22 protein-coding genes and 1 pseudogene are annotated in these 26,471 nt (G+C 43.4%); 9 read left to right on the top strand and 14 right to left on the bottom strand.

What is annotated here, in order from left to right:
• Window positions 1-639 precede the first annotated feature (639 nt).
• The 8 genes from DYH48_RS10330 to DYH48_RS10295 form a co-directional block, all read right to left on the bottom strand.
• Window positions 640-1,449, bottom strand: coding sequence for a sterol desaturase family protein (locus DYH48_RS10330; RefSeq protein ID WP_115334712.1), 810 nt, complete (start codon window positions 1,447-1,449; stop codon window positions 640-642).
• Complete coding sequence (locus tag DYH48_RS10325; RefSeq protein ID WP_115334711.1) at window positions 1,446-2,111, bottom strand: CDP-alcohol phosphatidyltransferase family protein; 666 nt, start codon at window positions 2,109-2,111, stop codon at window positions 1,446-1,448. The genes DYH48_RS10330 and DYH48_RS10325 overlap by 4 nt, the downstream gene beginning before the upstream one ends.
• Before the next feature lie 95 nt (window positions 2,112-2,206).
• The gene (locus DYH48_RS10320; protein ID WP_115334710.1) at window positions 2,207-2,875 is read right to left on the bottom strand and encodes an ATP-binding cassette domain-containing protein; all 669 of its coding nucleotides are present in this window, start codon (window positions 2,873-2,875) and stop codon (window positions 2,207-2,209) included.
• 2 nt (window positions 2,876-2,877) lie between these two features.
• Complete coding sequence (locus DYH48_RS10315; RefSeq protein ID WP_115334709.1) at window positions 2,878-4,590, bottom strand: ABC transporter permease; 1,713 nt, start codon at window positions 4,588-4,590, stop codon at window positions 2,878-2,880.
• A complete protein-coding gene (locus DYH48_RS10310; RefSeq protein WP_115334708.1) occupies window positions 4,590-5,846 on the bottom strand; it encodes an ABC transporter substrate-binding protein in 1,257 nt (418 codons plus the stop codon). Before DYH48_RS10310 ends, DYH48_RS10315 begins: the two co-directional genes overlap by 1 nt.
• A gap of 115 nt (window positions 5,847-5,961) precedes the next feature.
• Complete coding sequence (locus DYH48_RS10305; protein ID WP_115334707.1) at window positions 5,962-6,882, bottom strand: DUF547 domain-containing protein; 921 nt, start codon at window positions 6,880-6,882, stop codon at window positions 5,962-5,964.
• A gap of 34 nt (window positions 6,883-6,916) precedes the next feature.
• Complete coding sequence (locus DYH48_RS10300) at window positions 6,917-9,070, bottom strand: dihydrolipoyl dehydrogenase family protein (protein ID WP_115334706.1); 2,154 nt, start codon at window positions 9,068-9,070, stop codon at window positions 6,917-6,919.
• Between the two features lie 11 nt (window positions 9,071-9,081).
• Window positions 9,082-11,442: a TonB-dependent receptor gene (locus DYH48_RS10295; RefSeq protein ID WP_115336119.1), complete on the bottom strand. Its 2,361-nt coding sequence runs from the start codon at window positions 11,440-11,442 to the stop codon at window positions 9,082-9,084.
• Window positions 11,443-12,187: 745 nt separating this feature from the next.
• Here DYH48_RS10295 and DYH48_RS10290 point away from each other — a divergent pair.
• The 6 genes from DYH48_RS10290 (at window position 12,188) to DYH48_RS10265 (ending at window position 17,025) form a co-directional block, all read left to right on the top strand.
• Complete coding sequence (locus DYH48_RS10290; RefSeq protein ID WP_115334705.1) at window positions 12,188-12,823, top strand: alpha/beta hydrolase; 636 nt, start codon at window positions 12,188-12,190, stop codon at window positions 12,821-12,823.
• A gap of 84 nt (window positions 12,824-12,907) precedes the next feature.
• A complete protein-coding gene (locus tag DYH48_RS10285) occupies window positions 12,908-13,081 on the top strand; it encodes a YezD family protein (protein ID WP_105250676.1) in 174 nt (57 codons plus the stop codon).
• Between the two features lie 89 nt (window positions 13,082-13,170).
• Window positions 13,171-14,184, top strand: coding sequence for a sulfate ABC transporter substrate-binding protein (locus DYH48_RS10280; protein WP_115334704.1), 1,014 nt, complete (start codon window positions 13,171-13,173; stop codon window positions 14,182-14,184).
• A gap of 68 nt (window positions 14,185-14,252) precedes the next feature.
• The gene (gene cysT / locus DYH48_RS10275) at window positions 14,253-15,077 is read left to right on the top strand and encodes a sulfate ABC transporter permease subunit CysT (protein ID WP_115334703.1); all 825 of its coding nucleotides are present in this window, start codon (window positions 14,253-14,255) and stop codon (window positions 15,075-15,077) included.
• 4 nt (window positions 15,078-15,081) lie between these two features.
• Window positions 15,082-15,933: a sulfate ABC transporter permease subunit CysW gene (gene cysW / locus DYH48_RS10270; RefSeq protein WP_115334702.1), complete on the top strand. Its 852-nt coding sequence runs from the start codon at window positions 15,082-15,084 to the stop codon at window positions 15,931-15,933.
• Window positions 15,934-15,960: 27 nt separating this feature from the next.
• A complete protein-coding gene (locus tag DYH48_RS10265) occupies window positions 15,961-17,025 on the top strand; it encodes a sulfate/molybdate ABC transporter ATP-binding protein (RefSeq protein ID WP_115334701.1) in 1,065 nt (354 codons plus the stop codon).
• Between the two features lie 97 nt (window positions 17,026-17,122).
• Here the strand turns inward: DYH48_RS10265 and DYH48_RS10260 are convergent, their stop codons facing one another.
• From DYH48_RS10260 to DYH48_RS10245, 4 genes are all read right to left on the bottom strand, one after another.
• A complete protein-coding gene (locus tag DYH48_RS10260) occupies window positions 17,123-18,283 on the bottom strand; it encodes a trans-sulfuration enzyme family protein (RefSeq protein ID WP_115334700.1) in 1,161 nt (386 codons plus the stop codon).
• Window positions 18,284-18,301: 18 nt separating this feature from the next.
• Window positions 18,302-19,306, bottom strand: a complete 1,005-nt coding sequence (locus tag DYH48_RS10255) for an isopenicillin N synthase family dioxygenase (RefSeq protein ID WP_115334699.1) — start codon at window positions 19,304-19,306, stop codon at window positions 18,302-18,304.
• A gap of 1,269 nt (window positions 19,307-20,575) precedes the next feature.
• Window positions 20,576-20,860: a type II toxin-antitoxin system RelE/ParE family toxin gene (locus DYH48_RS10250; RefSeq protein ID WP_115334698.1), complete on the bottom strand. Its 285-nt coding sequence runs from the start codon at window positions 20,858-20,860 to the stop codon at window positions 20,576-20,578.
• Window positions 20,850-21,089: a CopG family ribbon-helix-helix protein gene (locus tag DYH48_RS10245; protein WP_115334697.1), complete on the bottom strand. Its 240-nt coding sequence runs from the start codon at window positions 21,087-21,089 to the stop codon at window positions 20,850-20,852. Before DYH48_RS10245 ends, DYH48_RS10250 begins: the two co-directional genes overlap by 11 nt.
• Before the next feature lie 627 nt (window positions 21,090-21,716).
• Here DYH48_RS10245 and DYH48_RS10235 point away from each other — a divergent pair.
• Window positions 21,717-21,989 carry a hypothetical protein gene (locus DYH48_RS10235; protein WP_115334695.1) on the top strand — a complete coding sequence of 91 codons (273 nt, stop codon included), beginning with the start codon at window positions 21,717-21,719 and terminating at the stop codon, window positions 21,987-21,989.
• A 23-nt stretch (window positions 21,990-22,012) separates the two neighbouring features.
• On the opposite strand, the gene DYH48_RS10230 is transcribed toward DYH48_RS10235, so the two are convergent.
• Window positions 22,013-23,229 (bottom strand): IS3 family transposase gene (locus tag DYH48_RS10230; protein ID WP_086014843.1). Its coding sequence is split into 2 segments (ribosomal slippage): window positions 22,013-22,881 and window positions 22,881-23,229, totalling 1,218 coding nucleotides; the frame shifts between segments, so codons are not numbered across the junction.
• A gap of 201 nt (window positions 23,230-23,430) precedes the next feature.
• On the opposite strand from DYH48_RS10230, the pseudogene DYH48_RS10225 reads away from it, so the two are divergent.
• A pseudogene (locus DYH48_RS10225) lies at window positions 23,431-24,608 on the top strand (IS3 family transposase).
• A 509-nt stretch (window positions 24,609-25,117) separates the two neighbouring features.
• Here DYH48_RS10225 and DYH48_RS23690 read toward each other — a convergent pair.
• On the bottom strand, window positions 25,118-25,291 hold the full coding sequence (locus tag DYH48_RS23690; RefSeq protein ID WP_172481178.1) for a hypothetical protein: 174 nt from the start codon (window positions 25,289-25,291) through the stop codon (window positions 25,118-25,120).
• Between the two features lie 219 nt (window positions 25,292-25,510).
• Here DYH48_RS23690 and DYH48_RS10220 point away from each other — a divergent pair, with 219 nt between their 5' ends.
• Window positions 25,511-26,449: a BrxR family helix-turn-helix transcriptional regulator gene (locus DYH48_RS10220; RefSeq protein ID WP_147287772.1), complete on the top strand. Its 939-nt coding sequence runs from the start codon at window positions 25,511-25,513 to the stop codon at window positions 26,447-26,449.
• Window positions 26,450-26,471 lie beyond the last annotated feature (22 nt).

Raw genomic sequence — 26,471 nt, 5'->3', positions numbered from 1 at the left:
TGGCGCTATTTATAAAAATAAGGCTGATATTATTACAAATATTAGCTTTATACGGAAAGGAACTATATGAATTTAGTTCCTTTTTTAGTTGTACTAACATCGTTTAACATATTAATTATTTTAATAATAGTGTCATACTTATTATTAACCATTTTTACTTTCAATTCTTGAAAGGCTTTTCCCTTTATTTTCGCAAAGTGGTCATAGGCTATGAAGATAGACTGAAATTTATTATGGCCACCTACGCATAGTGGTGACTAATAAATCGTAGCTAGAATTTGTAGACGACTACAGTTCCATTTCATGATGATATTCTCAATTGGAAATGATTTTTTCGTTTCTTATACGAGGACGTGTGCCTATCTGCAGACCATAGATTTAGAGGTAGTTACGCCACTGTTTTAGTTCAGTTATAGGAATAGTTGTTACTTTAAACTTTCATACCGCGTACATTTTAATTTGTATTAATCTGGGATGGATAACGGACAGAGCGTAACATCGTGGAACATTTCTCAATTCAAAATCCTGCTCTGTACGAGATGCCGAAGTGTTCACCGTTAAGGTTAGATAATATTTTCAAAAAAGCTCCTTCATCGAGTTTGTTCATTAGAATATGATTCCATAGGTTTCATGTCTAATTTATTTTTTTGTAAAAGGCATCCACAGCAGCCCAGATAACCAAGCATTTTGTTTCGCGTTAGGGTATTCGATTAACCCTATATCGAGATCATCGTCTGATTTACTGGCCTTAGCAGAATAAGTACTAAATATACGATCCCACCACACAATACTAGAACCAAAGTTGCTGCTGCTCTCGCACATTATTTGGCTATGATGAATTCGGTGCAAGATTTGAGTCACTAATACTGTTCTGACGACACGTTCTAGCATTGGTGATAATCGGATATTGGCGTGGTTAAATATGGCTAAACTATTTAATAAAATCTCAAATAAGATCACTGCACTGGCTGGTACCCCAAGTAGGATAATAATTAGTGCTTTAATTCCCATGCTGGCGATAATTTCTAATGGATGAAATCGCAACGCAGTAGTACTGTCGACATGAACGTCAGAATGATGAACTTTATGTAATCTCCACAATAATGGCACACGATGAAATAGCCTGTGCTGCCAATAAATAACCAGGTCTAATAACAATAAGCTTATGGTGATGCTAGCCCAATCAGGTAACCCAATATAATTGAACAGTCCCCATTGTTGTTGCTCACAGTACAATGCAATACCTGCTAATCCTATTGGTAATACCATTCGGGCTGCAATTACTGAGATAACCAATATACTGATATTGCCTACCCAACGTGTGGCTGGTTTTGGTGAGTTGGGTCTACTGGGTAAATGCCTAGCAGGCAACAAAAACTCCAATAGCAACATTAAGGTAAATATTGCTAGAAATGCCCCGAGTCGAATGGATGAAATATAGTCCATCATTTTGCTTTACATCGTTGAGATTTATTTACTGAAGTGTTTTTATTCAACGTATGACTTTTCAGTGTGTGATAGCCGCCATATATACGGGTGAAAATGGTAATAGTCCCTAAAAATGCAAAACTATAGGCAAGCTCAGAAAAATAAGCTGGCCATAAACAAAAGGCGACAAAGAAGGCGATGGTCTCTGTGCCTTCGGTTAAGCCGTTTAAAAAGTAAAAGCTCTTATTGGCGAATTGTGGCCGAGGCAGATTCAGCTTTTCCGCTGGTATGGCAAAGGCTAAAAAACTTGAGCCAGTGCCGATGAAGACGGTTAGCAACACTACCGCGGCTAGAGCATTTTCAGTAGGGTTGGCTAAGGCGAACCCGAGCGGAATAGCCGCATAAAACAGAAAGTCGAGGCAAATATCTAGATAGCCACCTGCGGTACTGGTGTGTTTTTGGTGACGAGCAAGGGCGCCATCGAGTCCGTCTATAATCCGATTAAGTGTAATAAAGAACAAGGCGCCATGCCAAAGTTGTAATGCCAGTAAGGGTACTGCCAACATGCCTAAACCGAAACCCACTGATGTAAGGGTATCGGGTTGGACATTTTTTTTGTCGAGTAACAGCACAACAGGCGCTAATAGTGGCTTTATTATTGGAGTGATAAATCTATCTAACATAAGGTTATTCCAATTAATCTATTAGTTATTAGTTATTAGTTATTAGTTATTAGTTATTAGTTATTAGTTATTAGTTATTAGTGTCATTCACTTTATTAAAGCGAAATGACCTTACCTTGGGCTGCATCTGCATCAGTTTGGTCGTGAGTAACCATAATGGCAGGTAGCCGATGCTGGCGTATTTGGTCAAACACGAGTTGTCTGGTTTCTTGGCGCAATTGGCTGTCCAGCTTGCTAAAGGGCTCGTCTAATAATATGGCTTTGGTCTGGCTGAGTAATACCCGTAGCAGTGCCACCCTAGCTTGCTGACCACCAGATAAACTCTGTGGACTACGTAGCTCTAATCCGCCCAGACCCACTTGGACTAAAGCATTACTAATTGCGGCTTGTCGCTGTGCTTTAGGGCTTGGCGGCATAGCAAAGCCTATGTTTCCTGCGACGGATAAATGCGGAAACAATAATGGGTCTTGGTAGAGCAAGCCTATATGGCGCAAATGACTGGCCGTCGTCGTAATATTTTGGCCATTTAAATACAATTGACCTTCAGCACTGAAGCCTAGGGGTAACATGCCAGTTAACCAATTTAACAGTGTCGACTTTCCGCTGCCAGATGGCCCCATAATCGTTAATATTTCACCGCCACAAATGGTCGCGCTTAATGATAATAAGCCTTGTTGCTGGCGCCTCAAGATCAGCCCATCAACAGTGAGCGTCGATGTTGCGGCGGTATTTGCCCCCTTGGCTGTATTCGCGATTTTTTGCATTATTATCCTTGTTGGTGACGCTTAACTAACAGTTTTGGCAATAACCAAGCCAATAAAAAACCTAAAGTAGGCAGGATCATTTGCATTAACGCATATACGGCACTGATCCTGCGGCTTGCGCCATTAGCGAGCGAAACCGCCTCGGTGGTAATAGTGTCGATACGCCCACCACCGGTGAGTAAGGTTGGTAAGTATTGGCTAAAGCTAATAGCTAAACCGAGTGCGCAAGCGATGAATATAGGCCCTATTAACATGGGTAATGTAATTCGGAAAAAGATTTTCGCTTTGCTAGCTCCAAGGCTTGCCGCCACAATTCTAAAACGTGGGTCTAAACGGCGATAACTGCTGGCCAGGGATAAAAATACATAAGGCAATACAAATAACACATGGGCCAGTACCACATTGATAAAGGTATGCTGGCTGTTGATTTGCTCGAGTAGCCAGACCAAACCAAATAAAAACGCGATACTTGGAATAAGCAAAGGCAGATAAATTAGCACACTGCCCAGCAGCGATAGGGGTTTTCCGCTTTGCTGCTCCGCTTCTAGAGTGAGCAAGGTTAAGGTTATCGCCAGGGCGGTGGCATTGATGGCTATCAGCACAGTATCGATAAGCGGCGTGTGCATTTGTCGCAACGCGTTTTGCCAGTGCTGCATGACAAATTGTTGTGGCAAGGCATCTGGAAAATGCCAAAAACCAGCAAAAGACCACAACACCATTCCTACTAATGCCAAGCCTATAATGGCTAACATTAAGGCTGTGATGACATGGGTGACTTTGTGGATGATGGCACCGCCGTATTCGCGCTCGCCATTAGTTAGCATAGGTTTAGCGAACTTAATCACTAAGCGTTCGAGTAACCACCAACAGGCTAATACTAATAATGTCAGCTTAATTTGTAATATCGCCCCCGCTGACGCTTTAATGCGCAGGCTTAAGTCCACGTCATGAAACCACTGCATAATTGCTACAGCCAATGTCGGTGGATTGTTAGGGCCCAAAATTAAGGGGATTTCGACGCTGGCACTGGCGTAGGCCAATACTGCCAATATCGGCAAGCGTAAATGAGGATACAGACTGGGTAACACCACTTTGAAAAATGCCGTCATTGGGCAATAACCTAAGCTTAATGCCACTTTATGCTGGGCCCGCAATGTTTGCCCAAGGTCGAGCTGCGCTAATGCCCCCAGTGCCATCAGCAATAAAAAAGGTAATTCTTTTAATGTCAGCCCAAGAATTATACTCAACCCCATGCCATCGTGTGGATATAGCCAATCGGGCGGCGCATCCCAACTAGTTAACCAAGGGGATACCAGCCGAGATAACATTCCCGACGGAGTAATAAGAAATCCAATGGCGATGGCCGCAGCAGCATGGGGGATAACTAGGATTGGCCCTAAAAGCCGTTGAATATAACCCAGCCAGGAGCTAGTAAAGTAACTCGCTAGGATCAGTATGGTGATGATAAAGGCCAACAAGGTGCTGATAAAACTGGTGGTGATGCTTAATAGCGCCATGTGGCCAATGCCCGGCGTTTGCCATAATTGGTTAAAACCATTCAGGCTAAAATGGGTGTGATCTAGTGCTGGGATCCAACCAAGCGCAGGCAGAATAACGCCAATTAAACCGCCTAATACGGGGAACAGTAACAATGCCATCATAATAAATGGACTGATACGCACAATAGGATTGAACAGCTTGGCTAGCGCGCTCATTACATCACTCCATAGCGCTGTAACCAAAGATCTGTAATCACTTTACTCCAACTTGGATCGGGCTCGCTTAATGCAGGGCTAATTGCTTGGTTAGCAATAATGGCGCTGGGATGTGACTGAGCAGGCGGGCTAAACCACGTTTGTTGCTCGGCTGTCAGCTTAGATAATGCCAGCACGCTGGTGTCCCCCCATACATTGGCTTGTTGTTTATGGGCTTGCGCTTGTGGGCTCAATAAAAAATTGACCACCAATTTAGCGCCGTCCCGATGAGCGGCATTATAGGGAATGGCAATAAAGTGGATATTGCTCAAACTGCCATCTTGCATGCGGTAACTACGGCTGCTGCCCGGCAATTCGAAACGTGTAACGGCCGCGGGAATGTCGGCGGCCGAGAAGGTAAACGCTAGGGCAAGTTCACCATCGCCCATTAAGCGCCGCAGCGCCATGCCACTGGACATAAAGTGCTGGCCTTTACGCCATAAATACGGATGTAGCTCATCTAAATATTGCCACAACACCGGTAATAGCAAGGCTTGACTTTTTGTTGTAGCCACTTGATAAAGCAGATTTTTAATCGCTTCAGGTTGTGAGCTGTTCAGTGCAATTAAGGCGTACTTTAAAAAGCTTGTGGCTAAAAAGTCAGGTGGCTTAGGGTAGGTGAATCTACCAGGATGTTGTTTGGCCCACAGGCTTAATTGTTGCAAGGTTTGCGGCGGTGATTGCGTCACTAAATTGTCGTAATAAAACGTTAGCGAGGCTTTACCCCATGGCGCTTCCATACCCAGTGTCGGCACGCCAAAGTCGCGGGTCATCGCCGGGTTGTTGTCTGGGTCGGTTAAGCTAAAATTGGGCAATTGCAGAGCCCAATGGGGTTCTAGCAGTTGATACTTGGCCATGGCAGCAAAGTTTTCACCGTTAATCCACACTAAATCCACTTGGCCTTGATGATCATTATTTGCCGATTTTTCGGCTAATACCCGGCTGACCGCTTCGCTGGTATCGGTGAGCTTTACATGGTGTAAGTTGATCTGATACTGCTGTTTAACTTGTTTTGCCGCCCATTGGATATACCGATTTATTTGCGGATCGCCGCCCCAAGCATGGAAGTACACATCCTGATTTTCTCCTTGAAATTCAATTTCAGACCATATTGGCCTTGATGTTTGAGCAAATGCCTGAGTTGATGCAAGGATTGATGATGCTTGAATTCGTGCTGACGGCTTGTCTACAACATCTTTTACGGAGGCATTAGCCATACAAGCACAAAGACCAGTGGCAAGTAAAAAAGCACTAAGCCCAAATCTTACTGCAATCTTAGTGTTTATAAGGTTGCAGTAAAGGGCTGTGCTGACGATGTTGCACCTGCGTAAATTAGCCAGCAACATTAAGCGACCAGTCATAATCTAAGAATTCAATATCGAGTTGTTGTTTTTCCACTGCTTGGCGTTGTTCTGGCGTCAATGTCAGAACACCTTTATCACTATTGGAATAAAGCAGTAAAAACGCTTCAATCGAATGAGTGTTACGAAACCCTTTGGTAAAGTCATCACCATACCATTTAAAGATAGAAGACAAATACAGACTGTCTCCCTTAGCATAATTTCGGCTGCTATCGGCAAGGAAGCGTTCAGTTTGCTCGGTTAATTGCAGTTCGAGTTTAGCACCAGTGTAGGCCTCTTCACGTATCGCAGGGCAACCAATGCTGGCACAATTTACGGCAAAGTGGATCCTTGGATCCTTGTATCTATCACTACCACGAATGAGTTTGTGCTCAATATCATTGAGGCTAGATGTTTTACCCAATAATGGAATAAAGCTTTTGTCCCAAGGGGAGCTAAATAACCCGCCTAACTCTTTGATTGAGTTGATATCAGGGTATTTGGTTAAAATAAGCTCAACCGTCCACGCGTTGTAAGCATTGATTAAAAATGCTAATTGCGATGCTTTACCCCAAGCATCAAATTCTGCTTGGGTTATCTGACTCAATTGGTTGAGATAACCAGTCAATAACGCCCGCTCTTTTTGTATCGCTGTGTACTCTACTGCGCTACTGTGACCTTGGTTAATCGATTTCACATAACGGCTGAGTAATGTATTCCACTCATCATGCAGCTCCCTGCTCTTGTTATCAGAAGCTTGGTTATTACTAGTTTGACTAACTGTCAGACTCTTTACATCAGAAAGAATTTCAGACTTATCGACTACCGCAATAGCCGTATGACTGGCAAGCAAGCTCAACAGTAAACCAACAGTCAGTACAAACGATTGAATATATCGCGTTAATTTTTTCATTATCAGATACCTACTTTATTCACCTAAAACCTGATTAGCCGAGGCGCCAAGTGTGGTATTTTTCTAACCAGCGCAGCACTGTGGCTGGTGCGTGGTTGCGCTTCCATTCACCCGCGGCGTACTTGTTGCCTTCGGCCCATGTTGGATAACTGTGAATCGTGCCTAAAATCTTGTTGAGCCCTAAGCCGTGCTTCATCGCCAATACAAATTCAGCAATTAAATCACCAGCGTGTTCTGATACGATAGTCACGCCTAAGATTTTATCTTTGCCTCTAGGGGTGATCACTTTAATAAACCCTTCGGTGGTACTGTCCGTAATGGCGCGATCAAGCTCTGCAAAATCAAAGCGAGTGACTTCGTAATCAATACCTTGCTGTTTAGCTTCGTATTCATTAATACCCACACGGGCAACTTCCGGATCGATAAAGGTGGTCCATGGAATGACGCGGTAATCGACTTTGAACTTTTTCAAATGACCAAACAGGCCATTGACTGCCGCATACCAACCTTGGTGGGCTGCCACGTGAGTAAACTGATAAGGTCCAACTATGTCACCCGCCGCATAAATATTTGGGTATAAGGTTTCTAAGTATTCATTGGTGATGATAGTGCGGTTGGTTTCGATGCCAAGCTCTTCTAAGCCGTAACCGTTTAAGCGGGCACTGCGACCGACTGCACATATTAGCTGGTCGTACTCTAACGCTAACTCTTGCTCTTGATGCTTAACGATAAGGTATTTTTTATCGCCCCGCAGTTCACAGCGCAGCGCTAGGTGTGAAGTTAAAATGTTCACACCACTTTTTTGCAAGGCTTGTGTGGCGAATTCAGACACTTCAAGATCTTCTTTAATCATGATGCGCTCCGCCATTTCAACTTGAGTGACTTGTGAGCCTAAACGAGCAAAGCTTTGTGCCAGTTCAGCGCCAATTGGGCCACCGCCGAGTATCACTAATTTTTGTGGTGCCCTGTCGAGTTTTGCAAACTCGTCCCACAAGGTATCACTAGTGACATAACCGAGCTCTTCTATGCCAGGTAACGGCGGTACAAATGGGCGGGCACCTGTTGCGATGACAATACTGCGGGCGGTTAATCGGCGGGTACTGCCATCTGGTTGGCTAATTTCCACTGTCCATGGGTCGACTAATTTTGCGTAGCCTTTAATTACCTCGACACCTAAATTAGTGTAACGTTCAACGCTGTCGTGGGGCGCTACATTGGCAATTACTTGGTGCACTCGGGCCATGACTTTTTTAAATGAAAACTCAGGGGCGCTGTCTTCTAAGCCGTAATGATGGGCGTTTCTTATTTGCTGGGCAATTTTAGCGCTTTTGATAATGGCTTTACTGGGCACGCAGCCATAGTTTAAGCAGTCGCCGCCCATTTCGCCGGCCTCAATTAATGTGACCTTAGCCTTTACTGCGGCGGCAATGTAACTGGTGACGAGACCCCCTGCACCGGCACCAATCACTATCATGTTGCGATCAAATTTAGCTGGCTTGCTCCAGTTGCTGTATACCCGACGTTTTTTGATCATATCAACTATGGCTTTTGCAATAAGGGGGAATAAACCTAATAGTGCGAACGACACAATAAGGTTAACCGATAAAATGTTCGATAAGCTGTCAATTTGTGCCAGCTGAGTGCCGGCATTCACGTACACAAAGGTGCCTAAAAACATACCCATTTGGCTTACCCAGTAAAAGGTCCAGGATTTAAAGGCCGTCACGCCCATCAGCATGTTGATTAAAAAGAACGGGAATATTGGTACCAAACGTAAGGTAAATAAGTAAAAGCCACCTTCTTTTTCAATGCCGGCATCAATAGCCGCTAAGCGCTCAGGAAAACGTTGTTTAATTGAATCCCTCAATAAATAACGCGACACTAAAAATGCTAGTGTTGCGCCGATACTAGAGGCAAACGAAGCAATAATTAATCCTTCTACGATGCCAAATAAGGCACCCGAGGCTATGGTAAGAATCGCGGCACCAGGTAAGGACAATGCAGTTACTGCCACATACAATAAAAAGAACCCGCCAATAACCAACAAAGGTGACTCTTCACGTAATTGACTAAAGTCATTCATCGAGCTTTTTAAGCCCTCTAAGGTCAGTAATTGATGCAAGTTAAAGTGGAAAAACAATCCCACTAATGATGCCGCAATCAGTAATAAAACAATTTTTTTAAACATAATTGATAGCCTTAAAATGAATGCTGTAAGGTAAGGCTAGCGTTAACAGGTAGTTCAGGGAAAACCAATGTTGATCCGAAATAACCGCCTTCAAACACCGGACGCCAGTTCTTTTGGTTAGTCACGTTATTGATGTCAAGCCTTAAACTTGTTTGCTTGGTAAAATCATAGCGAGTGTTAATGTTAAGCGTGTATTGATCACGAATAGACACGGTTGCCAAATAGTCCAATGGGTAACTCTGAGTAAAAAGACCGGAGAAACCCGCTTGCCATTGCTCAGTAATGGTAAATCCGCCATTTAATGTGAACGTTTGTTCAGGCAAGCCCTGTACTCGGCGGTTCGACGGTGAAAATGAAGCGAAGTTTGGCGCGCCAATACCCGTGCCTTGAATGATCTCTGGGCGTGAGTTATCAAAGGCATCGGCCACTTGTACCGTATCTTGGCTACTGGCAGAGTCATCATAGCGAGCGTCTAAATAACTGTAGCCCGCGTTTAACCAAAACGGGTCAGCATCATAAAAAGCTTGGACTTCAAAGCCTTTAGTGCGAATTCCGGTATTGCTGCCATCACGATTTCGTAGGCTACGTGTTTGATCAAACACTGCCCCGTCGATATACCAAGCACTGTCCGCTGGCGAATATTTAACGCCAATTTCGGTGAGAGTATTTTCTGTGGCAAAATTTTGGCGACTAATTTGGTTATTGGCGCCTAATGTATTACCGCCGGCCATGCTGTTTGAGGTCGACTCGTTATAACTGGCGCTGGCATAGGTGGTGATATCACCTGTAATGCGATAGCTCAAACTGATTTGCCCAGATTCAAGCATTTCATTGATTGCATCGCTAGCCGCGATTTGCCCTTGTGGGGCAATAGCATCGCGCGCATCTACATTATAAAAATCGGCACGATAACCTACGCTGGTCGAAAACTTATCTGTCCATTGGCTGTTATGTTGAATGGCTAGACCTGTTTGCCAACTGGTTGAGTCAGTGGTGTCTGATAATGAAAAATCGCCACTGCCATCGGCATTGGTATCGTATTGGGCGCCGGGTGATACAAACACACCTGGGCGCAGTTCAACTAATCGGCCTTGTTGTTCTGCGGTTAGCGGAATACGGCGGTTTTCAATGGGGCCTGTCAAGTCGATAGGTAAGTCAGCCTCAGTGGTAAATTGGCTATAACCTAATACTTTGTTATAGCGGATATCGACAGCAGTAATGGTGCTTTGAGCATCGCTCCACTGATAGGCCAATTCAACACGGTTTTGGGCGGTATCTGCACCATCAATTATTTCAACAAAACTATTTTGAGCAATTTCTTCACGTTCTAAATGCTGATAATACGTAATGTTTTTAAAGGTCGCTTTATCGCTTAAATCACGCACATAAGTACTGTGAAGTAAGAAGGTTTTGGCGTTATTGATATTGTCGGGGTCGGTTAATACTTGGCTGCGATCTATCTCAACTAACCCTGTTGGCGATACGATAGCATTGGCACCAGCAATAGTACTGCCGTTAGGCTGTACACCTTGACCTGCCACGTATAAACCGTTATCTATTAATGCTTGAGTCGGACGGTTAATCCCCGCGTTATCCGTAAACTTAACATCGTAATATTCAACATTAATGTCCCAAGTGCTGACATCGTCTGGCAGTAAACGAAATGCCACAAAAATACTGTCGCTTTTAAAGTCTGAATAATCGTAGTAGCTGCCATTATCGATATGTTCTGCACTTAAGCGAATACCGCTCTGATTGGCGACAATGTCGCTGCCAACATCTATTTGAGCTCGGTAATGATCCCAACTGCCGCCAGATAGAGTGAGCTTAGTAAATTGCTCGTCAGTAGGCGCCACTTTAGAATGTATGTTAACAAATCCGCCATTACGTTGGCTGGTGCCCAATAGCACTGGCGGCGCACCTTTTACCACATCAATTTGATCAATGGCGTTAAATGACATAGGTACACCAAAGCCATTGTTGCCCGCCTGGCGACGCACACCATCTTGATATAACTCACCTAATTGACCACGAATAGTGGGTAGGCTTGATGCACCAAAGCCACTGGCTGAATAACTGTTGGGGCTGACTTTTTGTATGTCAGATAAATCAGTGATGTTGAGCTGTTCAATCATTTCACTGGTGATAGGCGTAACCGAACGTGCGATATCTTTTAATATTACTCTGTCACCAAATGGGCCATTAACAGTGCTATTTTTAGGTGACATGCCATTATTGTTAATCGATTGACCTGATACCTGAATGACTTCGATAGATGAGGTGTCTTCGGCTGCTGTAGCTACTGATGAATAGAGGGCTAGGCTAATAGTTAGTGCGGTAAGTGAATAGTTAGGATATCGATAAATAGGCATAACTTTTTCTGCTGTAATGAACATGGCGAAATAGACCTTGTTTTTAACAAGTTAATTTCAATTATGTTATGCCAATTTTCATATCTTTAGATCTAAATGGCATAACTGCTGCAACATAGTTGCGCTTTACTCGATCAAATTAGCGGCTGATGAAATTTGCAGTAACAGTCAGTTTAGTTTATGTAGACACTCAACAAACCCTAAATTGGCTAAATTTGCCCTATACGCCAAAAATGTAAAGTTAGCTTTAAACAAGGCTTGCATTCCTCTACGGAACTAAATTTTACGCTAAGAAATACTCCGGTGGTGCTGGACAATAGCAACAACACTATCGGTAAGTGGTAGGGGCAAAGCAGCAGAAAATAATAGTAGCCGAAGTGGGATCGTGGACGTATGGTAAGAGAGGACAACAGGTTAATCCTCTTCTAAATCTATACCTACAGCTTTTAAAGTCAGCTTTGTATCTATTTAACAACAGACCGAAAGTTCATATTGCTCTTCGTCGGCACTTTTTGTGAAGCTATTATAGTCACAGCAGAATTGCTCAATAGAACCACTATGATCCATTTGAGTAGTGACTATCCTTCGCGAAATTTAGATCCTAAATATCTCTCATATTCCAAAATGAACTACATATAACGATTTTAATAACTAAATTTGTAGTTATAGTCAGAGTGCGAGTCACATTGGCTTCACCCTGTCGTCATTTGGCTCCCTTATAAACTCACATCTTGGAGGATGGAATATGGCAACTTTATTAATTGTGCCAGGGTTTGGTGGCAGCGGCCCCTTGCATTGGCAAAGTTGGATTGCACAAAAATATGAATCAGCGATATGGGTCAATGACTTACCACTATTGGAGCCTAAAATTCATATCTGGGCCAATGTCATTTACCGCGCAATCGATCAAATTGAAGGTGAAATCCTCATCCTCGCCCACAGCTTTGGTTGCTTAGCATCAAGCTTGGCAATTGCTCGTCACCCACAGCGAGTAGCTGCAGCTATTTTAGTCGCGCCAGCATCACCAGCACGATTTTCTGAGAATGGACACATCCTGCCTGAACACGATGGTACTCAAACGATCAAACACTTGTTGCCAAAACATCCCTTAGGCGTAACAGGGCTTGTCATTGCCAGTGAAAACGATCCTTGGATGCCCTTTAATCAAGCTGCAAAACTGGCAAAAAAATTGGGATTCCCAACAATCAACTTAGGGTTAAGTGGCCACATTAATGTCGATTCCGGACATGGACAGTGGCCCCTCATTGATGTGCTTATTGGTAATCTTATCTATCAAATAGAAAGTGCAGCTGAGCTCCAACCTAACGATCTCGCAAACTCAAACACACAAAAGACACGCTTATTACATAAGAGAATATAAAATCGCAAAATGTAACTTTTTAGTTATCAATATTTGATTATAATTCCAATTACGTTGTCAAAAACCACTTACATGAGGACTTATATGGCAACCAAAGAAGATCTACAAACCGTGATCCCCGTGCTCGTCAATAGTTTAGAAAAACTACTGGGTAGAATTGAGTTTGGGACAGTGGAATTAACCTTTCACCATGGGAAATTAGTGCAATTAGAAAAGAAAGAAAAAATTCGTTTAGACCAAGTTACACCGTCGAAATAAAAACGAAATTTACCACACAATCAACACAGTTAGACCACATCGCTGACCGGTCCACCGGAAGCCTTATTAAATAATATGAGGATTTCGGTATGAATATTTTATCTCACCTACAAAAAGCAACACTCACCTTAGTTTTGGCTTCGGCTAGTTTTCTCGCACTCGCTGAAGATACGCTATTGAATGTTTCCTATGATCCAACCCGTGAATTCTATCGGGAATATAACCAACTCTTTAGCCAATATTGGCAAAAACAGGGCCATAAAGCCCCAACCATACGTCAATCTCACGGTGGTTCAGGCTCGCAAGCTCGCTCAGTTATCGATGGATTAGAAGCGGATGTTGTCACTCTGGCACTGGCCTATGACGTTGATGCATTAAGGCAAAAAGCGGATTTAATTCCTGAAAATTGGCAAAGTCGCCTGCCACACAATAGCTCGCCCTATACCTCGACCATAGTGTTATTGGTTCGCAAGGGAAATCCCAAAAATATCCATGATTGGAATGACTTAGTTCGTGAAGGTATAGAAGTCATTACTCCAAATCCTAAGACTTCAGGCGGGGCGCGCTGGAACTATCTCGCCGCTTGGGGTTATGCACTGAAGCAATACGGCTCAGAAGAAAAAGCGTTAGAGTTTGTCACTCAGATTTATAAAAACGTACCTGTGCTGGACTCAGGCGCCCGTGGTGCAACCAATACCTTTGTACAGCGTAGCATTGGCGATGTGTTCATCGCTTGGGAAAATGAAGCCATATTATCTGTTGAGCAATTAGGAAAAGGTGAATTTGAAATCATTGTTCCAAGTGTCAGCATTCTTGCTGAGCCACCAGTGACAGTGGTAGATAAAAATGTCGATCGCAAAGGGACACGTAAGTTAGCAGAAGCTTACCTAGCACACCTCTATACTGATGAAGCACAGCACCTAGCTGCAAAACACTTTTATCGCCCGACAAACCCAGACATTGCGTTGCAATACAAAGATAAGTTTCCACAACTGACGCTCTTTACCATTGATGAGGTTTTTGGTGGCTGGAACAAAGCACAAAAAACTCATTTTAATGATGGTGGTCAATTCGATTCTATTTTAACCAAGATTAGCAAGTAATCTTTTATGCGGTTTCATTAATACGAAACTGCCCATTGGTTTCACTTATCTCGCGACGGAATAATGATATGAGCAAGGTTGTCATAAAATCTGTGCTACCTGGATTTGGTATTACCTTAGGCTTCTCAGTTTTATATTTAAGTTTGCTATTTCTTATTCCTGTAGCCGGATTGGTTCTGTTTACGCTGCAAATGAGTTGGGCTGACTTTTGGGTCGCCATTAGTCATCCTCAGGTTGTAGCCTCATACAAGCTGTCATTTACGGCGTCTTTTATTAGCGCCAGCATTAATGCCATTTTTGGGACTCTCGTCGCTTGGGTGTTAGTACGTTATCAATTTTGGGGTAAAAAAGTCGTCGATGCTTTAGTCGATCTGCCTTTTGCCTTACCGACGGCTGTCGCAGGTATCGCGCTCGTAACGCTTTATTCGACTACCGGGTGGGTAGGTCAATATTTACACTTATGGGGTATTAAAGTCGCCTACAGTCAAATTGGTGTTGTGATCGCCTTAACTTACATTGGATTGCCCTTTGTCGTACGAACAGTACAACCGGTTTTGGCTGATTTTTCTAAAGAACTGGAAGAAGCATCTGCATCCCTCGGTGCTAATCGATTAACCACCATAAGAAGAGTGATCCTACCTGCGGTATTACCTGCATTATTAACGGGTTACGCCTTAGCCTTTGCACGTGCAGTGGGCGAATATGGTTCCGTCATTTTTATCTCGGGTAATTTGCCCTATCGTACCGAAATTACTCCGCTACTGATAGTGTCCAAAGCTGAGCAATATGACTATAACGGCGCTGCGGCTATCGGCGTAGTCATGCTCGCAGCAGCTTTCCTCTTATTGTTATTAATTAATAGCCTACAGTGGTGGGCGAGTAAAAGAGGTTAAGTCTATGGGCCAAATATCGACTGTAAATCATCACGCTACCACTGAGGCACCTTGGATAAAGTGGAGTTTAATCGGGATCGCATTAAGCTTTCTCGCACTGTTTCTGGTTTTGCCATTAGCGGTTGTGCTCTACGGCGCCTTCGAAGCGGGTCTCAAGGTCTGGTGGCAAGCCGTGACCGACCCCGATGCGCTCGCTTCCATTCGCCTCACCTTGTTAGTGTTAATTATTGTTGTGCCCACCAATGCTATTTTTGGTGTCGCCATCGCTTGGGCCATTGCTAAATTTGAGTTTAGAGGCAAAACCATACTGATCTCGATAATCGATATGCCCTTCGCCATTTCACCCGTCGTGGTCGGGCTGATTTTTGTGATCCTCTTCGGTGCCCAAGGCTGGTTTGGGCCTTGGCTTGCTGCCCATGATTTAAAAGTGATTTTTGCCGTTCCGGGCATAGTCATTGTCATCATGTTCGGCACTTTACCCTTTATTGCCCGTGAACTCATCCCACTAATGCAGCAACAGGGCAAAGATGAAGAAGAGGCCTCACTCACCTTAGGCGCCAGTGGTTTAAAGACCTTTTGGTACGTCACACTGCCGAACATTAAGTGGGGCTTACTCTACGGCGTGATCCTGTGTAATGCCCGCGCTATGGGCGAGTTTGGGGCGGTAGCAGTGGTCTCTGGACGCATTCGCGGTGAGACCAATACTATGCCGCTACACATAGAAGTGCTTTATAACGAATACATGTTTACGGCCGCGTTTGCCGTGTCGTCCCTACTCACAGGACTAGCACTGGTCACTATTGTGCTGAAAAGCATTGTTGAGTGGAAAGATGAGCGCAAACATCAAATTAACTAAACGCAACGTCCATAGGAATCGCCCATTATGAGCATACACATTCAGCAAGTTAATAAGCGTTTTAGTGATTTTATCGCTGTAGACTCAGTCAATTTAGAGATCAAAACCGGAGAGCTGACGGCCCTTTTAGGCCCATCGGGCTCTGGCAAAACGACCTTACTCAGGATTATTGCAGGACTCGAACAGGCCGACAGTGGCATAGTCAGATTTAATGGCGAAGACATCACCACTCAGCATGTGAGTGAACGCGGTGTCGGTTTTGTATTCCAACATTACGCCCTATTTAAACATATGACTGTATTCGAAAATGTCGCCTATGGACTCACAGTCAGACCACGAAAGACACGCCCGAGTAAGGCAGACATTGCCGATAAGGTGCATTCATTACTCAAACTCGTCCAATTAGATTGGACCGCCAATCGCTACCCATCGCAACTCTCTGGCGGACAAAGACAACGTATCGCTCTCGCCCGCGCACTTGCGGTCGAACCTAAGGTATTGCTGTTAGACGAACCCTTTGGCGCACTCGATGCTAAAGTCCGCGCAGAATTACGCCGCTGGTTAAGACGCTTACACGATGAGATTAATGTCACTACCGTATTTGTGACCCATGATCAGGAAGAAGCACTCGAAGTTGCAGACAAAATCGTGGTGATGAATCAAGGTCGTATCGAGCAGCAAGGTACGCCAGAAGAAGTCTATGACAATCCAAGCAATCCTTTTGTGTACGAGTTTCTTGGCAATGTGAACCTATTTCATGCCCGGGTAAAACAAGGGCATAGCACTATAGGCAATATCCACATTTCCTCACCAGAGCACACTATTAGCGAAGAGCAACAAGGCTTAGCCTATGTGCGCCCACACGAAATCGAGGTACTGACACAGCCAACTGAAAATGCCCTTAAAGTCAGTTTAGACTTAGTGACCATCGTTGGCCCAGCAGTGAGATTAGAAGTCCTAACTGAGCTAGATAACCAACTGATCCATGTTGAATTATCTAAAGTGCAATTTAAACAGCTTGGCATAAACAAAGGTGATAGCGCTTGGATCCAGCCGCGCTATACCAAAGTCTTTTTAGGGGAAGGTATTTAACGGGTAATACTGGATGCGATTAAAAAGTTGAACACTTTTTAAGTGTTCAACTGAAGTTGTTCATGTATTGAGCGTTGTATCCTATTAGTGCACTACCTTAAAACACTAAGGCTTGCTCAAGATCGGCAATCAAATCTTGAGGATCTTCCACACCAATGCTCAATCTAATCAGGTTGTCATTCACCCCTGAAGCTAGCCGACTCGCGGCATCCATAGCGGCATGGGTGGTGCTGGCTGGGTGACAGGCAAGGCTTTCTAAGTCACCTAAACTGACCGCTTGAGTAAACAAGTTCAAATGATCTAAAAACTGCGCCGCTCGATTAAAACCGCCTTCGAGCTCAATACTCACCATACCGCCAAAGGCGTTGATGGTTTCACTCAGAACTTGATGACCTTGATCATCTGCTAGCCCTGGGTAATAAACTTTTGCAACGCTCGGATGGGTTGCAAGAAAAGCGGCGACCTTAGCCGCGCCCGCAAGATGAGCATCCATTCTAAGTGCTAAGGTACGTAAGCCTCGCTGTAATAAATAGGCTTCCTGTGGCCCAATCGCAGCGCCGATATGTTTAAGCGCTATAGTGCGAATAGGTTGCATTAATGCCTTAGGTCCAGCGACAACACCTGCGATTAAATCACCATGGCCACTTAAATACTTAGTGGCACTGTGCATCACGATATCTATGCCATGTTCCAGCGGTTTGAATAAATACGGCGTTAAAAAAGTATTATCACAAATGGTTATAGCGCCCACTTTTTCAGCGGCAAGCTTAACCTTACGGTAGTCACTGACTTTTAAGGTCGGATTGGTGATGGGCTCAAATAAAATAATTTTTGTTTCGGCGGTAATCTCTGCCAATAAATGATCATCGTCTTGATAACGGCGCACAGTAATACCCGCGCGGGTTAATGTTTGGATTAAAAATGCCGCAGTGCCACCGTATACGGGGTCGATAAATGCGATTTCATCACCCTGACTCGCTAAGGCATAGAAAATACTGCTGATTGCCGCCATCCCACTCGCAACGACGAGTGCTTCATCAGCCCCTTCCAGTTGTGCTAATTGATATTCAAGCGCCTGCACTGTCGGATTCGCCATGCGACTGTAGATAAAGCCCGGTTGCTCACCTGCAAAACGGGCTCGACCATCCTCGGCACTACCGTAGGCGAAGGTGCTACTTTGATAGATAGGTGTTGTAAGCGCGCCCGTCGAGTTATCAGCTGCATAATGAGTGTGAAGTACTTTAGTTTTAAATTGCATAATAGATCCTAATAACCATTAAATGGCATGAGCGAATGAGGCGTAATGCGCTTGAGCAACGTCGGGATGAGAGCGTAAACGTCCTTTTAATACGTTCTGGCCCACTTGGTGGAAGAGTGGATTTAATGGATCGCTTGCCGGTCCTTGAGCTTGGTTCGCCAGATGCTTTGGCAAAGGTAACAAAGGGACTGTCGCATTCAACTGCGCCGCCATAAAAAAGGCGCACGAGTAGCGCTCGACCCCAGCAGGCGGGCTCGTCACCCTATGGTTGGTTGCCTTTAAATACCCATTAGAAGCCAACTCAAGTAATTCACCTATATTCACCACAAAGGCATCTTCTAATGGCGGTATGCTTAACCAACCGTTGTCAGTCTGAACCTCTAAACCGGATTGCTTATCTTGCAGCACTAAGGTCAAATAGCCAGGATCTTTATGTGCCCCTACGCCTTGGCCTGAAGTCTGTCCATCCGCGCTGGGATAGCGAATAAGCTTCATATGCTGATAAGGACCCGCTTCAATCGTGGCATCAAAGGCGCTTTCAGGTTGCTCTAGCGCAACAGCAAAAGCTTTCAAAAGAGTGACACTGATATCCGCTAAATCCTGTTGCCATGCCAATAAAGTCGATTTCATCTGTGGTAATTGTGACGGCCATTGATTAGGTCCCTGTAGCTGCCACCATATAGGCACATCTGACTGCTGAGGGTTAGCCACTTCTTCTTGCATGATATCAAACTGTTCCCGCAAATCCGGTTTCCCTAAGGTTAATTCACCTTGCAAACGGGTATAACCACGAAAATGCGGTGTATTAGCCATTTTCACCGCAAGTTTATCTTCGACGGGCAGCGCAAAGAAATCAGCCGCTAACTGAAGTACTTGCTGCTGTCTAGCAAGCTCAATGCCATGGCCAGTTAAATAGAAAAAACCTATCCTTCTAGCTGCATCGGCAAGTTTAGTAATGAAGGCGTGACGACTTTGCCCACCCGCATGCCAATCGCTTAAATTCAATATCGGTAATTGTTCCATCAATGACTCCAATTCAACGCATGATTTGAATCGGATTCTATGCCTTTATAAGGTAATGGATAACGAATTAATAACTATTTGATATATCAAACAAGAATACTAGATCATTTGGGCATATAGGCGTCTAGGTATCTATACTTCTATTCCTTTACATCATGATAAAAAAGTAGAGCTAAATGCACGACAAATTGATATTTCTATACGAATCGCTATTCGCCAATAAACCGATGCTTATTGACATACCTGCATATTGAAACCTTTTGTCTGTTCGAGTTTTTCATTACTTTTTTATCATAAGTGAATATAATCTGGTGCAAACTCAGCTCGCTTTGTCCGAGAAATAGTTGATGAATCATAACTTTATAGACTGATTCAACGAATCAGGGGGCAGTTTGGATATCGAAAATGATTGTACGTTAAGAGCAAAATTTGTTCAGTTCATAGATCTAACCTATTGATTGTCTAAGCTGCTTATCGTTTTTAAGTTGTCGCATAAAGGCTGTCGCATTTAAGTTAACGCATTAATATGATTACATGCTGTAATGCCTTATGTCATTGGACTACACCCAAATGAGAGAGGCTACATCAGAAACCCTACCGTACAATAATTTTCGATATCCAAGTTCACCCCGATTAAGGCTCTTATCACCCACTTGGATGATACCGCTTACCTAAATAGCCATTATAAAAATTGGCAGGAATCCGAGTCGGTTTATCTACGCTCGCTCGATGATAATAAGCAAAATATTAGCTTTAAAACCATGCCGTTCTAAGGCAGTGTTGCATAGTGCAACACCATGAAACAGGTGCGTTAAACGCAATGGATTTTTGCAATGCAAAAAAATAAGGGCTGAAGGTGGGCCTTATTTGCCGTTTTTTAGCATTATTTTCGAGAGATAAATTTGCAATGCAAAAAAGTGTGAGCGTTATTTCAGCAGTAACGGTCATTTATGAGTCGCAACATTACCCTTTTAGATAAGCTATTTCTGCCGGATCGTAACGGTATTTACATTGCTCCTTCATGGGGGTGATTGATAACATTAACAGCGCGGAAGAACATAAACTGAGCAGAGGTATATTATGAGTGAGCTACAACTATGGTCTATCTTAATCATGTTCGTGACACTCGGTTTAGTTATCGCATCCGGAGTGGTCTTATACAAAGGGTTTAAGGAATAGCCCTTACTCAATCAAGCCGAGCAAAGGGCCTAAGTTTCGTGTAATTAACAGTAAAATATTTTGATTATGTTACTTTATCAAGATGATTTATCACCAGTGACTAGGTAAGCGCAATTTTGTGTGGAACACGCGAAGGATATGGATCTCATCTTGGTGTACCCTGTACGGGATGATAAACGGGTAATCCTGCACCACTAGTTCCCGAGTACCGGCCACGCGCCCTGCACGGCCCATAGCGGGCTGAGTCGTCAATAAGTTTACTAATCGATAAACGTCTTGCACAAATGCTTGGGCGACCTTGGGGTTGTCTTTGGCAAGGTAATCATAGGCATCTTCAAGATTTTGCGCGGCTTTGCGCAGCCACCTAACCTGCATTGATCCCCCAACCTTTAAACTTGGCATTCATTTCGTTTTCAGGCACGAAATCGCCGGCATCGGCTTCGCGTAGCGCAGCTTGAATTTCAGCAATCTGCCAAGCTTCTCGATCTAAATAATCCTGGATCGCTTGATTGGCTAACCAAGATTTTGTTCTACCGGTTGACTGAGATAGCTGTACCAGCTTTTGCTCTATTTCATCGGATAAGCGTACTGACATGACACTCATAGTAAACCTCAAAATACAATGTATACATTAAACTACATTACATGGGTTGGAGTTAAATTGCCATGCTGGGCTTATCGCCAAACTGAATTTGATTTAGTTTCAAAACCAAGTTGTTTAACAGCATTTTCTTCTAGCCATGTCTTACTCGATATTATTACACTGCGATAAAGCCACGATTGCTTGATAATTCATTGCGATATGTGGCGTATTTACATTAATGGGAGAGTTACTGATGAATAGAGAAAGGTCTAATGCGTTTTGGGCCCATGTGTTGCCGTGTGTGATTATCTCATCTTGTATGCTGGGTTTTGCCTGGCTTGCGATTCAGGAATCAGATGTAGCCTTATCGGTAAACTATCTTGTGGCGGCCTCCGTTTCGTTTAGTTTTACGACGCTAGGCTATTGGGGATATTGTAAATATTACGCTTCAAAAAAACCGCACAGTGCATTATATGCTGTTGTTTATACTGTTTTATTTTCATTGTTTTATCTGCCAAGCGCCTTTTTTAGGGGGCGCTGATAATTTTGCAATACAAATTTATACCTTGGAGTAAAATGGTTTTAAATTAGTTTATTTGATTGATTTTAAACGCATTATTTTTGTCTGTGTCTTAACTTGGTTATATTATGTTTAAGAAAATTGAAACAAGTCCTAAGGCCTCTGCCATATTTTATGGTTCAGTCAGTTCAATTATTGCTTCTGCTATTTTGGGTGGAGCTCCATTTTTATGGGATTGGTTAACAGCATCCACGCTTGGTGTACTCATTGATTTTGTCAATGGGTGCTACATTCGGGCGGCGACACTGGAAGCTGTTAATTACTCATTTTTTGTTCTAACAGCAATGTTTGTAGTTTTTGTTGTACTTTGTTTTGAAATTTTAGGAAGTGTCTCGTCCTGAAATAAGTTGACACTTATTTCTACCTAAAACGCCTGATGAACCTCATCGGGCGTTTTATATTTTAAGGCCAAATGTGGCCGTCGTTGATTATATATGGCGACCGCTTCTGCCACCATCTGTCGCGCCTCCTGCAGCGTTGCTGGCTTATGTGTTAAAAACTCCTGCTTCAATATGCCATTTACGCGTTCTGCTAATGCATTTTGATAGCAGTCATATCCGTCTGTCATTGAGCATGTCACACCATGATGTGTGTGAACCGCTTGATAAGCGTTTGAGCAGTATTGTATTCCTCGATCTGAGTGGTGTATCAGCGGTTTATCTTTGTCTTGCCGCTGCCTCAGTGCCTGTTTGTACGCTGTTAGCACACCATCTGTTTTGAGATTATCATCAACATGATAGCCCACGATTTTTCGTGACCAGGCATCGGTCACCAGGCTTAAGTAGGCTTCATTATTTTGCAGTGGCAGATAGGTAATATCAGCCACCCAGACTTGCTCTGAGCGAGTGATGTCCACTTGTTGCTCACTGGGCTTAAGCAAGTTGGGATGACACCTAAATCGATGATGACTGTGAGTCGTTTTGTGGTACGCCCGTTTAGGTGCGACCAACAAACGATGCGCTCTGAGGCTGCTAAATAACCGGTCTCGCCCAATCACTATTTGATGTGATTTATTCAGTAAATACTGCAACTTGCGTGTACCTATTCGTGGTTGAAATAACCGTTCATATTGCACCGTTTGCAACACGTGTTGCTCCCTCTGCTCTGATACTTTTTGCCGCTGACATTGCTGATAATACGCCTGACGGCTAATCCCGAGGTAGCGACAGCATTGGGTGACGCGATAACCTATGGCCGTTTTTTCCTGGAGCGTTTCGCTCGTGGCTTTTTTACGACAGAAATCCCGTAGTCAGTTCTAAGTTTTTCGACAATGGCTTCGAAGAACGCGGCTTTCATGCGGGTATCTTCAAGTTCGGCTTCGAGTGCTTTTATCTTTTGCTCGGGAGTGAGTGTGGTGGGCTCAGTCATTAAATGTCCTCGCATTGATGTAGATGGTGTTCCTTGGGACCAATCCAGTTTTCCATGTTTGCGAAGCCAAACTAACACGGTGGAACAACCTTGAATACCGTACTTGTCTTGGGCCTGCTTATAAGTCAGCTCGCCTTTTTCCACTTGGTCGACAACGGCCAATTTAAAAGCGAGGGAATAATCACGTTGAGTTCGTTTAATTGTTGAAGTCATTACACTCTCCAAAATGAGTTTGAAAAGTGTCAACGCTATTTAGGACGGGTCAAAGGATTAAGAAAAAGCTTTTTGAAAAAGAAGCTGAAACAGAGAAAAAAGATTTACCTTTATGGATGAAAAAGGGCGTCTATTGTTCTGGTCTAATCCCATCGGACACTTAATTTTGAGACAGTATGGTCAATAAATTAAGAGGTCTATATGAGTCTGAAAAAATCACATAAGAGTTATCCGCAGGCATTTAAAGATGAAGCAGTCTTGATGGTGCTAGAGCAAGGTTATAGCGTTGCCGATGCGGCAAAGTCTCTTGGAGTTAGCACGAGCCTGCTTTACAACTGGAAGGAAAAACACCAAGCCCTGCAACAAGGTATCACCTTAGAAGAGTCTGAGCGTGATGAGCTAAAGCGATTGCGTAGAGAAAACAAAGAATTACGCATGGAGAAAGAAATTCTAAAAATACCCAAGGGGCACGCCGAGGCAAGCGCCTTCTTTGCGAGAGAAATGAAGTAAGATTTCGTTTCATCAAACTGCAATCTCACCTATTCCCCATAGCACTGTTATGTCGAGTAATGAGTGTCAGTAAGTCAGGCTATTACGATTGGCATAAACGCCCTGCAAACGTGATAAGCCTTGAAACACTGAAGCTTTATCGCCTTGTTCGACAGCTATTTAAGCAAAGTCGAGGCAGCTTAGGGAATCGTGAAATGGTGAAGAAATTGCGCAAGGAAGGCTACCAGGTTGGTCGCTATCTCGTTCGTAAAATTATGCACCGCCTTCGACTCAAAGTAACCCAGCGATGTGCTTACAAGGTGACGACACAGCGAAAACACTCAGATGCAGTGGCTGATAACCTGTTAAACATGAACTTTAATCCAGTATCGGCTAATCAGGTCTGGGCGAGTGACGTGACCTATTTAAAGACGGGTGAAGGCTGGATGTACTTAGCTGTGGTGATGGATTTATATTCACGCCGGATTGTGGGATGGCACATAGACAAACGCATGACCACAGATTTGATATCCAAGGCATTAATAAAAGCCTACAACCTGCGCCAACCGGCCAGAGGGTTGGTATTTCACAGTGACCGAGGCTCGCAATATACCAGTAAGCAATTCGGTAGGCTGCTATCGAGCTATGGTATCCGAGCCAGCATGGGTGATGTGGGTGCGTGTTGGGATAATGCCGTTGTTGAGCGTTTCTTTGGTAGCTTGAAACACGATTGGATTTTTAAAGTTAATCAACCAACAAGGGAGTTTATGAAGCAAGATGTGACGGCTTACATGAAATATTACAACTTGGAGCGGCTTCATTCTGCTAATGACGCTCTGTCACCTGTAGAGTTTGAAAATTCTCAACTAAAAGTGTCCAGTTTGGGTTGACCAGTACACTTTCGCAGTGGTCACAAATCAGAACGATGGACGATTATAATAAGGTTTATGAAAGACTTATCGATGTAGCAAATAAGAATAATTTTAAGCTTTATAAGAACCGTATGTATTGATACGAATAGTTGCTGCCGAAAAAAATTGTGTGGTGGCATTTTTGTGAGTAAAGGTGCCAATCAGGTCTGGCACCGTTTCCCATAACAGTTCTACCTACGATGGCATTGAGCGCCAGTGAGAGCAGACTTGCTCCCAGCGCCCATAGCGATAGCGTGGATAGGTCGTCACATGAACTGATTTTTGCTTATTCATGCTTAGTCCTCCTAATCAATTAGGGAGGGTGCTCTTGTAATGTGAAACGACAATAGTTATGCTTTTAAGACATCTGGCTGGATGTAATGGCATAACTTTGAGGCGTGAGCCCTCCAACTTAATGCCCAAAAATCAGTATCTAGTAAATACTTGATTTCACGTTTCACGAAGATAGGCAATAGATTTTCTATTGCCTATTTTTCTTTTCTAACACCTTTAAATGGTGTTTTGTCAGATGTCTTCACATCAATGAACTGCCCCGTCTCTGAATCTCGCTTAACCCAATGTCCGCTTGGAGTTTGAGTTTGAGATCTATTTCGCACCGCTCCATGACGACGGTTATCACCCGATGTTCCATTAGTAGCCATATGGCACCTCCATTACAAATCAATATCTACATTTAGTGTTTTTGATCGCATTCATACCTGCATATAGTGCTATTGATTAAAATGCGACCTACCACGTATAATAATCATACTTGGCAGCTAGATCAAGTGTTTTTGGGGGCTGTTGATAGTGTCTTTGCGATGAGGTATTTTGTCGGTATGATTGATGAAGATAATTCTTAAGTGCTTGGAGAAATGCTCTTGAAAAATATATATAAATTTAGCCACATAGTGGAGAAAGAGGGGATTCAAGTTGCAGAGAGATTGGCATACATCGACTTTCTGCTTCAATTTAAGGGGAGTTTTAGTCGTTCAGATTTAACAGCATTTTTTGGGTTAAAAGATGCCGCGGTCTCAAACCTAGTAGGTAAATATAGAGAGCATCGATCAAAAAATGTGTTTTATGATCGTAAAGCTGGGAAAAACGTTATCAACGTTGAATGCTTTGAACCCCTTGTTGAACTCGATTCCGAAACTGCACTCGGGATGCTTGGTAATGGATTTAATAAAAACAAGTTACAAGATAGTCCTATAGTCCCATACGAGAGAATAGGAGTGTCCCCAAAAAAACTTGATGTAACATTAGTAAGTAAAATTTCCAGAGCAATTTGTAATAATTCGGGTGTTATCTGTTGTTATCGTTCTGGCTCTAGCTCGAACCATGCGCCTAGAATTCTTTTTCCAACAGCTATTTTTTTTGATGGAATGTCCTGGATGTTTCGGGCTTACCATCGTGGCGATATCGCTGGCGCTAATGAATTTAAGTGTTTTGACTTTGCTCGCCTACAGTCTGTCGAGGAGTCTGCTTTAGTTGCTGATATACATGAAAGATTGGAAAAAGATGCTGATTGGCATATTACCACTCCTATTCATTTAGAATTGCATCCGACACTCAGTGAATCAAATAAAGCAGCTACTCGAATTGAATTTGGCATAGATGATGACAGTGATGAATTGATCATAAATGTAAAAGCAGTTCTGTTTTATTTCATTGCGAAATATTGGAGGATTGATGTTAGCACTGAAGCAGACAATACTCATTCATACACTCTTCAAAACCATTATAAGTTTCTGTTAAAGAACAGAAAAACTCTAGAACACTTACATTGTATGGAGAATGTGTTTAAAGGTACCAAATAGGTCACAATTCTATTCAGGGGTG

It is taken from the genome of Shewanella baltica (assembly GCF_900456975.1).
Lineage (GTDB): Bacteria > Pseudomonadota > Gammaproteobacteria > Enterobacterales > Shewanellaceae > Shewanella > Shewanella baltica.
Note: the sequence above shows the minus strand (reverse complement) of the source record. Positions and strands in the feature narration are given on the sequence as shown.